We start from the raw sequence: 14,567 nt of genomic DNA, 5'->3' as shown, positions 1-14,567 counted from the left end.
GGGAGGTCGGCGAGGGGCGGGGCGTTGACCCGGTTCGTCGGGACTTTCTAGGTTGACTCGGGAGAAAAGTTTCAGTCAGGGGCTTAGCCGCGAACAAATTTCCTTTCCGTCTCGCGATCGGCGGCCGCCCCGAAGAATCCGCTCCCTTCGGAAGGACGCGATGACTGTCACGCGGGAAACGGAACTGGAGGACATCGCCTACGAGAAGGCGCTGGCCCGGCTTTCGAAAGCCTCGGTGGACAAGCACTGGGAGCCGTTCCGCGACATCCCCTGGGACGACCCCGACTTCGCCGTCGATCCGGAGGACCCGCGCTGGATCCTCCCGCCCTCCGATCCGCTCGGCTCGCACCCCTGGTACCTGGCGCAGCCGGAGGGCGTGCGGGCGCGCATCGGCCTGTACCGCCAGGCCAACGTCGCCAAGGTCGGCATGCAGTTCGAGAACCTGCTGAACCGCGGCCTGCTCGCCTATGCGCTGCGGCTGCCCAACGGCTCGGCCGAGTTCCGCTACGTCTACCACGAGATGATCGAGGAGGGGCATCACGGGCTGATGTTCCAGGAGTTCGTCAACCGCAGCGGCACCGCCGTGGAGGGGCTGCCCCGGCCGGTCCGCTGGGCGGGCGAGGCCGTGCAGGCGTTCAGCGTGATCAGCCCGGCGCTGTACTTCTTCGGCGTGCTCGCGGGGGAGGAGCCGATCGACCACATGCAGCGCCGCATCCTGCGCGAGCACCCGGACGGCCACCCCCTGCTCAACAAGATCATGGCGATCCACGTCGCGGAGGAGGCGCGGCACATCTCGTTCGGACGGAGGTTCATCCGCCACCACGTGCCCCGGATGGCCGCGCCGTCGCGGTTCCTGCTGAGCCTGGGCGTGCCGCCGACCGCGAAGGTCATGGCCGTCGTGATCCTCACCCCGCCCGCGTCGATGGCCGGGGCGTTCAACATCCCGGGACACGTGGTCCGGCACAGCTACTGGAGGTCGGCGGAGTCGAGGGACGTGATCGCCGAGGCGGTGTCGGGACTGCGCGAACTGTGCGTCGAGGTCGGGCTCGTCAACCCGGTGAGCAAACAGTTGTGGAAGGCGCTCGGGATCTGGCGGAACCCCTGACGGGGGCCGCGTTCTTGTCATCCGGCTGACAAGAACGCGCCCCGATTGTTTCGCGGAGCCAGCAGCACTCACGATCACACCGTTGTAACTTCCGGTGAGCCCCCGGTTGCCGAGGGGGCGGGAGGTGCGAACGGTGACGAGGTCCCCGAAGCCCTGGGTCGAGGTTCCCCGCGAGACCGCCGAATTCTTCCGGCCCCATCTGGACGACCTGGTCGAGGAGATGATCGCTGAGATCCTCGCCGGGATCCCCGAGTACGCGCGCCCCAACGACGGGGAGTACGCGCGCATGGTGCGCCTGGCCGTGGAGGGCGCGCTGCGGCAGTTCGTCGACCTGATCTCCGACCCGGAGGCGTCCTGGGACGCGGTCGCGTCGGTCTACCGCGAGATCGGCTGGGCCGAGGCGCGCGAGGGCCGCAGCCTGGACGTGCTGCAGGGCAGCCTGCGGCTGGGCGCGCGGGTGGCGTGGCGGCGGCTGGCGGCCGAGTCCGAACGGCTCAACGTCTCCCGCCGCACCCTCGCCCACATCGCCGAGGCGATCTTCGCCTATCTCGACGAGATCGCGCAGGCCGCCGCCGAGGGCTACACCAAGGCCCGCGAGCAGGAGGCCGGTGAACTCCAGCACCGCCGCCGGCGCCTGATGGACATGCTGCTGGCCGAGCCGCCCGCCGCGCCGCAGGCCGTCGCCGACCTGGCGCGGCTGGCCAAGTGGCGGGTGCCGCGCCAGATCGCGGTGGTCGCGCTGTACGAACGCGGCCAGGAGCCGTTCTCCCAGCCGTCGCTGCCGCCCGACGTGCTCTCCGACGTCAACCGGCGCGAACCGTGCCTGATCGTCCCCGACCCGGAGGGGCCGGGGCGCGGCCGGATGCTGGAGGGCGCGCTGCGCAACTGGGTCGCGGCGATCGGCCCGACCGTGCCGACCGAGGACGCCGCCAAGTCGCTGCGGTGGGCGCGCGAGGCGCTGCCGCTGGCGCGGCGCGGCGTCCTGCCGTCCGACCGGCTGATCCGGTGCGCCGACCACATGCCGATCCTGGTGGTCTTCAAGGACGAGGAGCTGGTGCGGGCGGTCGCCGAGCAGCGGCTGGCCCCGTTGCGGAACGTGCGGCCCCGGCACCGCGAACGGCTGATGCGGACCCTGCTGGCGTGCCTGCAGAACGGGTTCAACGCCACCGAGGTCGCGACGCGGCTGCACGTCCACCCGCAGACCGTGCGGTACCGGCTGCACCAGCTGGAGGAGCTGTTCGGGGAGCGGCTGTACGACCCCGAGGCGCGGCTGGAGATGGAGATGGTCCTGACGGTGTGGCTGAGCGCGCCCGCCGAACCGGCCGAGGTGATCCCGCTGTCGGGGGGCCGCCGCCATCCCGCGGGGCGGGCGGGACGGGCGGCGGTGAACGGGCCGCCGTCGGACGGCTGATTGACCGGGACGAAACGGGCGACCTACCGTTGGCCGGTGATCATCCTTCGGGCCCGCCCCCGCTCCCGTCCCCGCCCCCGTCCCGGGGCGGCCGCGTGACCGGCGGCGCGCCCCTGCCGCGCCGCCGCCTGTTCGGCTACGGGATCGGCGCGGTCGGCACCGGGATCTTCGGCGTCGCTCCGGGCCTGCTCCTGCTCTACTACCTGACCGACGTGCTGGGCGTCCCGGCCGCGCTCGCCGGGGTGCTGCTGGTGCTCCCCAAGGTCTGGGACACGCTGATCAGCCCGGCCGTCGGCGCGGCCAGCGACCGCGAGGCCGTGCGGACCGCGCGCCGCACGCGGCTGCTGCTGGCCGGCGCGGTCAGCCAGCCGGTGCTGTTCGCGGCGCTGTTCCTGGCCCCGTCGCCGGGGGTCGCGGCGGTGTGGACGGGCGTGGTGTTCCTGCTGGCCGCCACCGCCAACACCTGCTACCTGGTGCCCCACATGGCGCTGCCCGTCGAGGTCTCCGACCGGCCCGACCAGCGCCGCCGCGCGATGGCCTGGCGGGCGGTGTTCAGCACCGTCGGCATCCTGGTGGCGGGCGGGCTCGCGCCGCTGCTGGTGGAGACGGCGGGCGGCGGGCGCGGCGGGTACGCGCTCATGGGCGCGGTCCTCGGCGCGATTCTGGCGGCGGTGCTGCTGGCCGGGGTCGCGGGAACGCGGTGGATCCCGTCCCGTCCCGGCCCGCGCCCGCTCGGCCTGGTCGCGGCGCTGCGCACCGCGCGCGGCAACCGGCCGTTCTTCGTGCTGACGGCCGCGAACATCCTCCAGGTCCTCGCCGCCGCCGTCATGCTGGCGGGCGTCCCGTACGCGGCGGCCTACCGGCTCGGCGACTACGGGCTGACGTCGGTGATGTTCATGGCGATGGTCGTGCCGAGCGTGGTCGCCGTCCCGGTGTGGCAGGCGTTGACGCGCCGGTACGGGGCGGTGCGGTGCTACCTGGCGGCGGTCGTCGGGTTCGGGGCGCTGGCCGCCGCGCTGTACCCGGCGATCACGTCGGTGGCGGGCGTGCTGGCCCTGACCGCCGGGATCGGGGTCTGCTACGCCGCCCTGCAACTGCTGCCGCAGTCACTGGTGCTGGAGACCACGCACGCCGACCGGGAACGCACCGGGCACACGCAGTCCGGCGCGTTCACCGGGATCGCGGCGGCGGCCGACACCGGCTCGCTGGCGCTGGGACCGGGCGTGTACGCGCTGGTCTTGGCGGTGTCGGGGTTCCGGTCGTCCGACTTCGAGCACCCGGTCGCGCAGTCCGGCACGGCGCTGACCGGACTGCTGGCCGGGTGCACGCTCCTCCCGGCGCTGCTGATGCTGGCCAGCGTCCCGCTGGTGCTGGCGTTCCGGCGGGTGTCGCCGGGCGCCGCGCCGGTCACCCCAGACGCAGTAGCCGCTGGATGAGGTCCGGCTCCTCCACGGGGCCCGCCGTGCGCAACGGGATGCGCGCCGCGCCGACGTCGACCGCGCCGACCTGCTCGTCGGCCGCGGCCGTGCGCGGGACCTCGCCCGCCGTCTTCACCTGCACGGTCAGGCCCGGCCAGCCGACGACGTTCACCGGCCTGGCCGAGACGAGCGGGGTGGTGTCGCCGAGACCGTCGTTCACCCGCGCGACCGGCTTGCCCGCCGGGGCGAGGGTGGTGGAGACCAGGGCGTTCTCGGCGGCGACGACCAGGCGTTCGGAGGCGGAGACGGCGGCGACCGCGTTCGGGGCCCGCTGCCCCATCACCGCGCCGACGATCGTCGTGGGAACGCCCGCGACGCCCTTGCGCGCGACGAACACGAAGTTGCCGCCCGCCCGGTCGGTGTAGCCGGTCTTGCCGCCGATGACCCCGTGCCGGCCGAGCAGGAAGTTGCCGCCCTGCCGCGTCGGGCCGCCGTCGGAGGGAACGTAGACGCGCTTGCCCACGATCTCCGCGAACGCCGGGATCTTCATCGCGGCGGTCAGCAGCTTGACCTGGTCGGCGGCGGTGCTGACGGTGGTGGCGTCGTAGCCGCTGGGGTCGGTGTAGGTGGTGTCGGCCATGCCGAGCTCGCGGGCGGCGGCGTTCATCTTGTCGACGAACGCCCGCACGTTGCCGCCGGAGTCCCAGCGGGCGAGTTCGAGCGCCAGGTCGTTCGCCGAGATGATCATCAGGGCTTCCAGGGCGTTGCGCTGGGTGAACCGCTGGTTCGGCTTGATCCCCAGCAGCGAGTCCCCGCGCCTGCGCCGCATGGGCAGCTCGGCGATCCCCTGGGGCGAGACGGTGAACTCGGGCCCCTGCTCACCGGACCGCAGCGGGTGCTCGCGGAGGATGACGTAGGCGGTCATGACCTTGGCGACGCTGGCGGTGGGGATGGGCGTGGCGCTGCCTTCGGACCCCATGGTGCCGAGCCCCTCGACGGCGACGGCGGACTGGCCCTGGCCGGACCAGGGCAGGACGGGCGCGGCGCCGGGGAAGGTGTGGCTGGAGGTCGGCAGCGCCAGTTCGAGGGTGGGATCGGGGACGGGGCGCAGCAACTGCCCGCCGACGAGGCCCGCGATCAGGACGAGGACGAGGACCATGGCGATCAGGCCGCGCCGCCGCTTCTTCTCCGGCTCGTCGTACGCGGGGGAGTGGTCCGCCGTACGGTCGTCGCGGTCGACGTACCGGGCGGTCCACTGCACGTTGGGGTCGAGGGCGGGCACGGGACGCTCGTCCCGCCCGTCCTGCCGGTCCTGCGGGGGGAAGGAGGGCAGCGGGATGTCGTGCCGCGTGACCGCGGCCTCGTCCCGGATCGCCGAACCCCACTCGGAGTCCTGAACGTGACGCGGCTCGGCGGGCCGCGCGTACCGTGCGGACGCCTGGTCCGTCGGCCCCTGGAAGGAGGTCGCGGCCCTGTCCCGCGCGGAGGCGTCGCCCTCGGGGGCGGGCCTGTGCGTCGGGTGCTGGGGAGGGGCGGGAGGCTGCTGCCGGAAGCGGGGGGCGTCCGGACGCACGTCCTCCCGCGTGGGAGCGGCCCCGGCCGGCGCGGCACCCTGCCCGAAGGGGACCGAGTCCGTGTCGCCCGGACCACGGCCCCTGGCAGGCGGCGCGGCCCCCGGACGCTGCGGAGCGTTCCCGCGTTCAGCGGTCCGCCCCTGTGTACGGGCGTCACCGAAACCCGAGGGGGTCTCCCCGCCGGCGGGGCGCTCAGGAGCACGAGCCTCACGGGAGGTGTCCGTGGGCCCGTCCGCCACGCGATGCTCGGCGCTTCCGCGCGGGTCGGCCGGGGCGGGACGCGGCGGCTCGGCCGAGGGGCGTCCCCGTTCCCCTGGAGGCGCGCCCGGTACGCGGTGCTCGGAGCTTCCGCGCGGGTCGGAACGCGGTGCGCGCGTCTCCTGGGAGGGGCGCGGCTGACCTTCCGGAGCGGAACGTGGTGGGTGCGCCTCGCCGGAGGAGCGCGGCCGTTCGCCCGCTGGGGCGTTGGGGCGTCCAGGAGGCGCGTCAGCCGGGCCGGAATGCGGTGCGCGCGTTTCTCCCGAGGCGCGCGGGTGATCGCTCGGAGCGGTGGCGTCCGAGGGCGCGGCGTGTGAGCGATGCTCGGCGCTCTCGCGCGGGTCGGCCGGAGCGGAACGCGGCGGCTGAGCTTCGCCGGAGGGACGCGGCCGTTCACCCGCTGGGGCGTCTGTGGGTGCGGCGGGCGGGCGATGTTCGGCGCTTTCGCGCGAAGTAGGACGCGGTGCGCGCGTCTCCTGGGAGGGGCGCGGCTGGCCCTCCGGAGCGGAACGCGGCTGATCTTCCGCAGGGGCGTCCGCGGGCGCGCTGTCGCGGCTAGGAGGCACGTCAGCCGGGGCGGAGCGCGGTGCGCGCGTTTCCCCCGAGGCGCGCGGGTGGCCTCCAGGAGCGGTGGCGTCTGTGGGCGTGGCGGGCGTGCGTTGTTCGGCGCTTTCGCGCGAAGTAGGACGCGGTGCGCGCGTCTCCTGGGAGGTGCGCGGGTGGCCTTCAGAAGCGGTGGCGTCTGTGGGTGTGGCGGACGTGCGATGTTCGGTGCTTTCGCGTGGGGTGTGCGGCGTTTGCGTCTGTTCGGAGGGACGCGGTCGTTCACCCGCAGGGGCGTCTGTGGGCGTGCTGTCGCTCCTGGGAGGCGTGGCAGCCGGGGCGGAGCGCGGTGCGCGCGTTTCTCCCGAGGCGCGCGGGTCATCGTCCGGAGCGGTGGCGTCCGAGGGTGCGGCGTGTGAGCGATGCTCGGCGCTCCCGCGCGGGTCGGCCGGAGCGGAACGTGGCTGGTCCTCCGAGGTGGCGTCCGTAGGCGCGCCCGGCGCACGTTGCTCGGCGGCCGGGGCGGAACGAGGTCGCTCTTCCGCCGGGGCGTCCGCAGGTGCGGCGGGTGTGCGCTGCTCGGCGTTTTCGCGCTGCTCGCCCGGGGCGGGGCGCGGCGTGGGCGCTTCGCCGGAGGGGCGCGGTCGGCTCTCCGCAGGGGCGTCTGCGGGCGCGCGCGTCTCTTCGGACGGGCGCGGCTGGCCTTTCGCGGTGGGACGCGCCCGTTCGCCTGGGGCGGTGGTATCCGTGGGCGCGGGCTGCTCGGCGGCCGGGGTGGGGCGCGGTGCTTCTCCCGCCGGGGTGTCCGTAGGTGCGGCGGGCGTGCGTTGTTCGGCGCTTTCGCGCGGAGTGGAACGCGGTACGCGTGTCTCCTCGGACGGGCGCGGCCGCTCTTCCTCCGGGGTGTCCGCGGGTGCGCTGTCGTGTCCAGGAGGCGCGGAACGCGGTGCGTGAGCCTCCCCCGAGGAGTGCGGCCGTTCGTCCGCTGGGGCGTCTGCGGGCGCGGCGGGCGTGCGCGGCTCGGCGTTTCCGCGCGGAGCGGCAGGGGCGGAACGCGGCGTGGACGCCTCGCCGGAGGGCTGCGGCCGTTCTTCCTCAGGAGTCTCCGCGGGTGCGGCAGGGGCGGAACTCGGTTCGCTCGTCTCCCTGGAGGGGCGCGGCTGGTCGTCCGGAGCTGCGGCGTCTGCGGGCACGTGCTGCTCGGCGTGCCCATGCGGAGCAGCGGGAGCGGAACGCGGCGCGGGCGTCTCCTCGGACGGGCTCGGCCGGTCCTCCGAGGTGGCGTCCGTGGTCGCGCTGCTCCGCCTCAGGAACGCGGCGGCCGAGGTGTCGGATGCGCTGTCTCGCTCAGGGGGCGCGGCAGCCGGTGCGGGCGCCTCCTCGGAGGGGTGCGTCTCGCTGCTCGCAGCGGCGGCTTCCGTGGACGCGTCGTCCTGGCCTGCGGGTGCGTGCTGCTCGGCGTTCTCTTGTGCGGGGACCGGGGCGGGGCGCGCGTCATCAGAGGAGAGGTCATCCGGAGCGGGAACGTCCGTGGGCGCGCCGGTGTCGCCTTCAGCGGGCGGCGCGGACTCGGCCGCAGCGGGATGGGCTTGCGCGGGAGCCTCGCCGGAAGGCGCGGCGGGCGTGTGCTGCTCGGCGTTCTCGCTGGGGACGGCGTCCTGGTCATGGGAGGCGGACGGGTGCGGCTCGTCCTCCTCGGCGGCGTCTGCGGATGCGTCGCTCCGTTCGTCGGCCGCGCCCTCTGCCTCAGCGTGACGTTCCGGTGCGCCGTCCTCGGTGGGGGCGTTCTCACCCGAGGGCTCCGCGTCGTCGCTCGCGGCGGTGGCGTCCTCCGGCTCGCCGGTGGGGGTCTCGGACGTCTCCGCCGGCCATGCGGGCTCGGCGGCCGTGTCGTCCGCGTCGGCGGGAGCGGAGTCCTCGTCCAGGGCGGCGGCCTCGGTCTCGGTCGGCCACACGGGTTCGGCGGCCGAGTGCCGCTCCTCGCCCTCGTCCGGTTCCGCGGGCCCCCGCCCGGCGGGCGTCTCACCATCCACGGGCTCGACGTTCCCCGCGGCGGTGGCGTTCACCTGCTCGGCCGCCTCTTTCGATTCGGCGGCGCTCGAACCTTTCGGCGCGGGGTCGTCGGCCGTCTCCTCGGCGGAGCCCGAAGGCAGCGGCCTCGTGAACCAGGGGTTGTCCGCCCCCGTGGGGGGCCCGGCCGTGCCCGAACGACGGTCGCCCGCCTCGCCAGGGCGTCGCGGCTGGTCGTTGGAGCGCTGGTCGTCATGCACGGCGCGATCTCCTCGGCTCGGTCTCGACATGACGGAGCGGCCTGTACGCCGTAGAACCCAGAACCCCCCGTACCCCTGTGGAGGATGCGCAGTTTAGCCGTTAGGTTCGCTTCGTTATGAATTGGTGATCATCTTTCCGGCACGCGCGGCGCGGCGTGAACCCGGACCGGGGTTCGCGGAGATACACCACCGTCGTGATCCCCCCAGGGAAGGTCGGTGTGTATGCCATGGTGTCCGCCATGACGCCACCCCTCGCCGGCGCCCGCACGCCCGGAGTCCCCCCGCGGCGCAGCGGTTCGGGCGAGCCCGACGCGGGCGCCCCCGACGCCGAGTTGATCGGCCGGTCGTACGGTGACCCCGAGGCGTTCGCGGCGCTGTTCGACCGGTACTCGGCGATGCTCTACCGCTATGTCTCCCGGCGGCTCGGTCCCGAGGTGGCCGAGGACCTGGTGGGGGAGACGTTCCTGGTGGCGTTCGACCGGCGGCGGCGGTACGACCTGGCGCAGCAGGACGCGCGGCCGTGGCTGTTCGGGATCGTGACGAAGCTGGTGGCGCGGCACCACCGGTCCGAGGCGGCGCGGTACCGGGCGCTGCGGCGCAGCCCGGTGGGCGAGACCGTGGAGTCCCCGGACGACGAGGTCGCGGCGATGGTGTCGGCGACGGCGGTCCGGCCGCTGCTGGCCGAGGCGCTGGCGGCGCTGCCCCGCCGGGACCGGGACGCGCTGCTGCTGTTCGCCTGGGGCGACCTGTCCTACGAGGAGGTCGCGCAGGCCCTCGGCATTCCCGTGGGGACCGTCCGGTCCCGGCTCAACCGGGCCCGCCGCAAGGTCCGCGCGGCCCTGGGCGACGCCAACCCGCTGTCCCGAGAGGAGGGTTAGCCGGTGGACGACCTGAACGCGTTGCGCGCCCTCGGCGACGATCTCGGTCACGAGCCGCCGCCCGCGCTGGCGCGGCAGCGGCAACGGCTGCTGGACGCCGCGTCCGGCGGCGCCCGGCGGCGCGCCGCCCGGTGGCGGCCCGGCGGCTGGGCCGTGATCAGTGTGGCGGCGGCGGTCACGGCCGCGCTGATCCTGGTGCCGACCGTGCTGCTGCGCGGCGGCGACGACACCCCCACGACCTCCCACCGGGCGCTGGGCGGGACCGGAGGGGCGATGAACCTCCTGGTCATCGGCTCGGACGAACGCGTCTCCACCAGGCGTTTCAGCTCGGAGCCGCCCCGGTCGGACACCCTGGCGCTGGTGCGGGTCTCGGCCGACCGCAGGCGGGTCCAGATGGTGGCGCTTCCCCGCGACCTGATGGTGCCGGTGTCCTGCCACGGCGACCGGGGCGAACCGGTCAAGGAGGTCCGCGCGCAGATCAACGCGGCGTTCACGCTGGGCGGGGCCGCGTGCTCGGCCAAGACCGTCGAGAGCCTGTCCGGCGTGCGGATCGACCACACGGTGACGGTCGGGTTCGCCGGGTTCGAGCGGATGGTGGACGCGCTCGGCTCCGTCGAGGTCGTCCTGCCGAAGCCCGTGGACGACCCCCTTTCGGGCCTGCGGCTGTCCGCCGGGCGGCAGCGGGTGGGCGGCCGGGCCGCGCTGGCCTACGTGCGGATGCGGTACGGGCTCACCGACGGCTCCGACCTCGAACGCATCAAGCGACAGCAGGTCTTCCTGGCCTCGATGGCGAAGGAGGCCAGGGCGGCGCGGACCGGGAACCCCGTCGGGTTCGCGAGGTTCGTGAAGACGGTGGCCGAGTCCGTGGAGATCCGGCCCGGACTGGACCGGGCGACGCTGGAGGCGCTGGCCGCGGCCGTCGATCCCGACGGGATCTCGTACCTGGCCCTCCCCGTCCGGCCCTCCCGCCTCGACCCGAACCGACTGGAACTGCGCCAGCCCGCCGCCCGGAAGCTGTTCGCCCAGCTCAGGTAAGTGGGCGGCAGGGTTTCGCGAATAATCGTCGAATTCGTGAATGACCCGGGGATCGCCGGGTAGGGCGGGGGTCGTCCCGGAAGAAACGACGAGCCGCGAAGGAGAACGCGATGGCCGGCAAGGTACGCGACATCATGACGGGTTCTCCGGTGACGGTCTCCCCGCAGGACGACATCATCACCGTCGCGAAGAAGATGCGCGACGAGGACATCGGCGCCGTTCTGGTGACCGACGGTGGCGACCTGCGCGGTCTCGTCACCGACCGTGACCTCGTGGTCCGTGGCCTGGTGCAGGGCGGCGACCTGACGAAGGTCGACGTCGGCGGCGTCTGCAGCGAGGCCACCGCCAGCGTGAGCCCCGACGACTCCCTGGAGTCGGCGGCCAAGCTCATGCGCGAACACGCCGTGCGGCGGCTTCCGGTCGTCGAGGACGGACGGCCGGTGGGGATCGTCTCGCTGGGCGACCTGGCGATCGAGAAGGACGAGCAGTCCGCGGTGGCCGACATCAGCGCCGCCAAGCCGAACGTCTGACGTTCGGCCCGCAGACCTCCGAGGAGGGTGGTGGGCCCGGGGTTCCCGCTTCGCGGGGCCCCGGGCCCCTTGCGGTCTAGCGGGGCAGCGCCTCGACCAGCCGCCCCAGCTCCTCCTCGGTGTTGTAGTAGTGCACCGAGGCCCGCACCGCCGCGTCCGGCGCGTCGGGGAGGTAGCCGTGGGCGCGGGGCACGGTCACGCTGACGTTGATCCCCTTCTCGCGCAGTGACAGCTTCATGTCCATGGCGTCATGCCCCTCCACCGTGAAGGTGACGAGGCCGGACCGGTGCGCGCCGCGGTCGAGAACGGTCACCCCGGAGTGTTCGGCGAGCAGCGAACGCAGCCGCTCCGCCAGGCCGGTGACGCGGTCCTCGATCGCCTCGACGCCCAGCGCGGCCGCGTAGTCGGCGGCGACGCCCAGCCCGATCTGGCCGGCGACGAAGCGTTCCCAGGTCTCGAAGCGCCGCGCGTCGTCGCGCGGTTCGTACCGGTCCGGCGCGTGCCACTCGGCGGCCTGGAGATCCAGGAACGGCGGCTCCAGCGTGCCCAGCGCCTCCCGGCGCACGTACAGGAAACCGGTGCCGCGCGGCCCCCGCAGGTACTTGCGGCCGGTCGACGACAGCAGGTCGCAGCCGATCTCCGTCACGTCCACCGCGAGCTGCCCGACCGACTGGCAGGCGTCCAGCAGGAACAGCGCGCCCGCCTCCCGGCACAGCCGCCCCACCTCGGCCACCGGGTTGACCAGGCCGTTCTGGGTGGGGATGTGGTTGAGCGAGACCAGCCGGACGCCGCCCCGGGCCAGCGCGCCGGCCAGCGCGTCCAGGGAGATCTGCCCGTGCGCGTCGTCGGGGACGACCTCGACCGTCGCGCCCCGCCGCCGCGCGACCTGCTGGTAGGCGATCGCGTTGCTGGAGTACTCGCTGGTCGTGGTGAGGATGCGGTCGCCCTCCCCGAACGGGACCGCGTAGAACGCCATGTCCCAGGCGCGGGTGGCGTTCTCGACATAGGCGATCTCGTCGCGGCGCGCGCCGATCAGCCCGGCGACGGCGTCGTAGAAGCGCCCGGCCGCGCCGGCGGACGCCTCGTGGGCCTCGTAACCGCCGGTCATGGCCTCCCGTTCGAGGTGGGCCGCGACCGCGTCGATCACCGGCCGGGGCGGGAGCGCGGCTCCGGCGTTGTTGAGGTGGACCACGTTCGCGCAGCCCGGCGTCTCCGCCCGGACCTTGTCGATGTCGATGCCCAACGGTGTCCTTCCGTCGTGTTGCCGGCGGTCTGCGGGCCCGAGGCGCCCGACCGGAGATCCTTACCGCGCCCGGTCACGTCCATTCAAACGGGGCGTCACCGGCGGTCGCCGAAATGTCAGACCCCCGCGAGATCCTGGTCACAGGTCGAACTTGACCTCAAGCTTCCTTGAGGTTGAAGGATGGCAGCGAGTCCCCAAGGAGAGGCGGCCGACGATGAGCAGCATGGAAGTGACCGCGTGGATGTCGCTGCACCACATGATGAACGCGCAGAACGACCGTAAACCGTTCTCGCGCGCCACCCTGGGCCGCATATGGCGGTTCGCACGACCACACCGACGACTGCTCTACCTGTTCCTCGGCATCAGCGTCACGATGGCGGTCCTGGCGGTCGCCACGCCCGTGCTGGCGGGCCGCGTCGTCGACGCGATCGTCGGGCACAAGGACAGCGGGACGGTCGTCTGGCTGGCGGTCCTGATCGCGGCCCTCGCCCTCGCCGAGGGCGGTTTCGGCCTGCTCAACCGCTGGCTGTCGGCGCGCATCGGCGAGGGCCTGATCCTCCAGCTCCGCACCGCGGTGTTCGACCACGTCCAGCGGATGCCGGTGGCGTTCTTCACCCGCACCCGCACCGGCGCGCTGGTCAGCCGCCTGAACAACGACGTGATCGGCGCGCAGCGGGCGTTCAGCGACACCCTGTCGGGCGTCGTCAGCAACCTGGTCACCCTCCTGCTGACCTTCGCCGTCATGGTGAAGATCTCCTGGCAGATCACCCTGCTCGCCCTGGTCCTGCTGCCGGTCTTCGTGCTCCCCGCCCGCCGCATGGGCACCCGCCTGGCCCGCCTGGAACGCGAGGCCGCCGCGCACGACGCCGCGATGAGCACCCAGATGACCGAGCGGTTCTCGGCCCCCGGCGCGACCCTGGTGAAGCTGTTCGGCCGCCCCGACCGCGAGTCCGCCGAGTTCGCCGCCCGCGCCCGCCGCGTCCGCGACATCGGCGTCCGCACGGCGATGGTCCAGCACGTGTTCATCACGGCCCTCACGATGGTGTCGGCCCTGGCGCTCGCCCTGGTCTACGGCCTCGGCGGCTTCTTCTCCCTGAAGGGCTCCCTGGACGCGGGCGCGGTGGTGGCGCTGGCGCTGCTGCTGACCCGCCTGTACGCGCCGCTGACCGCCCTGGCCAGCGCCCGCGTCGAGGTGATGAGCGCCCTGGTCAGCTTCGAGCGCGTCTTCGAGGTCCTCGACCTGGAGCCGCTGGTCGCCGAGAAGCCCGACCCCGAGCCCGCCCCCGAGGGGCCCGCCTCGGTCGAGTTCGACGACGTGACGTTCGCCTACCCCAGCGCCGACAAGGTCTCCCTGGCCTCCCTGGAGGAGGTCGCGACCCTCGACACCCGGGGCGGCGTGGACGTCCTGCACAACGTCTCGTTCCGCGCCGAGCCCGGCCAGATGGTCGCCCTGGTCGGCTCCTCCGGCGCGGGCAAGTCCACCATCGCCCAGCTCCTGCCGCGCCTGTACGACCCGGACTCCGGCGCGGTCCGCCTGGGCGGCCGGGACGTGCGCGACCTGTCGTTCGCCGCGATCCGCGAGACCGTCGGCATGGTCACCCAGGACGGCCACCTGTTCCACGAGACGATCCGCGAGAACCTCCTGCTGGCCCGCCCCGAGGCCACCGAGGAGGAGGTGTGGGACGTCCTGCGCCGGGCGCGCCTGGAGGAGCTGATCCGCGGCCTGCCCGACGGCCTGGACACCGTCGTCGGCGAACGCGGCTACCGCCTGTCCGGCGGCGAGCGCCAGCGCCTCACCATCGCCCGCCTGCTGCTGGCCCGCCCCCGGGTGGTGATCCTCGACGAGGCGACCGCGCACCTGGACTCCACCTCCGAGGCGGCGGTCCAGGAGGCCCTCACCGAGGCCCTGGAGGGCCGCACCGCCGTGGTGATCGCCCACCGCCTGTCCACGATCCGCGCCGCGGACCAGATCCTGGTGGTGGAGGCGGGCCGCATCGTCGAACGCGGCACCCACGAGGAGCTCCTGGCGAAGGACGGCCGCTACACGGACCTGTACCGGACCCAGTTCGCCGACCAGTCCCCGACGAAGGCGGAGGCCCTCGCCTGAGTTCCGCGGCTTGAGTCCTGGGGCTTGAGTCCTGGGGCTTGAGTCCCACGGCCTGAGCCCCACGGCCTGAACCCCACGGCCTGAACCCCACGGCCCGAGCCCGTCGCGTCCCGCGCGACCGGGCCGGGCCGTCCCGGCAGCGCCCCCAGCCGCCCGAGGCCGTCCACCGGACGGCCCTCGGGCGCGAGCCGCCCC

At 73.9% G+C, this 14,567-nt stretch carries 9 protein-coding genes; 7 read left to right on the top strand and 2 right to left on the bottom strand.

What is annotated here, in order from left to right:
- The first annotated feature begins 160 nt into the window (after positions 1-160).
- The 3 genes from HNR61_RS15105 (at position 161) to HNR61_RS15095 (ending at position 3,952) form a co-directional block, all read left to right on the top strand.
- A complete protein-coding gene (locus HNR61_RS15105; RefSeq protein ID WP_182843743.1) occupies positions 161-1,105 on the top strand; it encodes an AurF N-oxygenase family protein in 945 nt (314 codons plus the stop codon).
- Positions 1,106-1,238: 133 nt separating this feature from the next.
- Positions 1,239-2,516 carry a PucR family transcriptional regulator gene (locus tag HNR61_RS15100; protein WP_312897913.1) on the top strand — a complete coding sequence of 426 codons (1,278 nt, stop codon included), beginning with the start codon at positions 1,239-1,241 and terminating at the stop codon, positions 2,514-2,516.
- Between the two features lie 95 nt (positions 2,517-2,611).
- Positions 2,612-3,952: an MFS transporter gene (locus HNR61_RS15095; protein ID WP_182843741.1), complete on the top strand. Its 1,341-nt coding sequence runs from the start codon at positions 2,612-2,614 to the stop codon at positions 3,950-3,952.
- Here the strand turns inward: HNR61_RS15095 and HNR61_RS15090 are convergent.
- Complete coding sequence (locus HNR61_RS15090) at positions 3,924-5,507, bottom strand: D-alanyl-D-alanine carboxypeptidase family protein (protein WP_312897912.1); 1,584 nt, start codon at positions 5,505-5,507, stop codon at positions 3,924-3,926. The genes HNR61_RS15095 and HNR61_RS15090 overlap by 29 nt on opposite strands.
- 3,311 nt (positions 5,508-8,818) lie before the next feature.
- On the opposite strand from HNR61_RS15090, the gene HNR61_RS15085 reads away from it, so the two are divergent.
- The 3 genes from HNR61_RS15085 (at position 8,819) to HNR61_RS15075 (ending at position 11,022) form a co-directional block, all read left to right on the top strand.
- Positions 8,819-9,457, top strand: a complete 639-nt coding sequence (locus HNR61_RS15085) for an RNA polymerase sigma factor (RefSeq protein WP_182843740.1) — start codon at positions 8,819-8,821, stop codon at positions 9,455-9,457.
- A gap of 3 nt (positions 9,458-9,460) precedes the next feature.
- Positions 9,461-10,492: an LCP family protein gene (locus HNR61_RS15080; protein WP_182843739.1), complete on the top strand. Its 1,032-nt coding sequence runs from the start codon at positions 9,461-9,463 to the stop codon at positions 10,490-10,492.
- Positions 10,493-10,602: 110 nt separating this feature from the next.
- Positions 10,603-11,022 carry a CBS domain-containing protein gene (locus HNR61_RS15075; protein WP_182843738.1) on the top strand — a complete coding sequence of 140 codons (420 nt, stop codon included), beginning with the start codon at positions 10,603-10,605 and terminating at the stop codon, positions 11,020-11,022.
- A 76-nt stretch (positions 11,023-11,098) separates the two neighbouring features.
- Here the strand turns inward: HNR61_RS15075 and HNR61_RS15070 are convergent, their stop codons facing one another.
- Positions 11,099-12,265 (bottom strand): aminotransferase class V-fold PLP-dependent enzyme, encoded by a 1,167-nt coding sequence (locus tag HNR61_RS15070; protein ID WP_182843737.1) that lies wholly within the window; start codon positions 12,263-12,265, stop codon positions 11,099-11,101.
- A 223-nt stretch (positions 12,266-12,488) separates the two neighbouring features.
- On the opposite strand from HNR61_RS15070, the gene HNR61_RS15065 reads away from it, so the two are divergent.
- Positions 12,489-14,372 carry an ABC transporter ATP-binding protein gene (locus HNR61_RS15065; RefSeq protein WP_182843966.1) on the top strand — a complete coding sequence of 628 codons (1,884 nt, stop codon included), beginning with the start codon at positions 12,489-12,491 and terminating at the stop codon, positions 14,370-14,372.
- Positions 14,373-14,567: the final 195 nt, after the last annotated feature.

It is taken from the genome of Actinomadura kijaniata (genome assembly GCF_014138665.1).
Lineage (GTDB): Bacteria > Actinomycetota > Actinomycetes > Streptosporangiales > Streptosporangiaceae > Spirillospora > Spirillospora kijaniata.
This window is presented reverse-complemented; position numbering and strand designations above follow the sequence as displayed.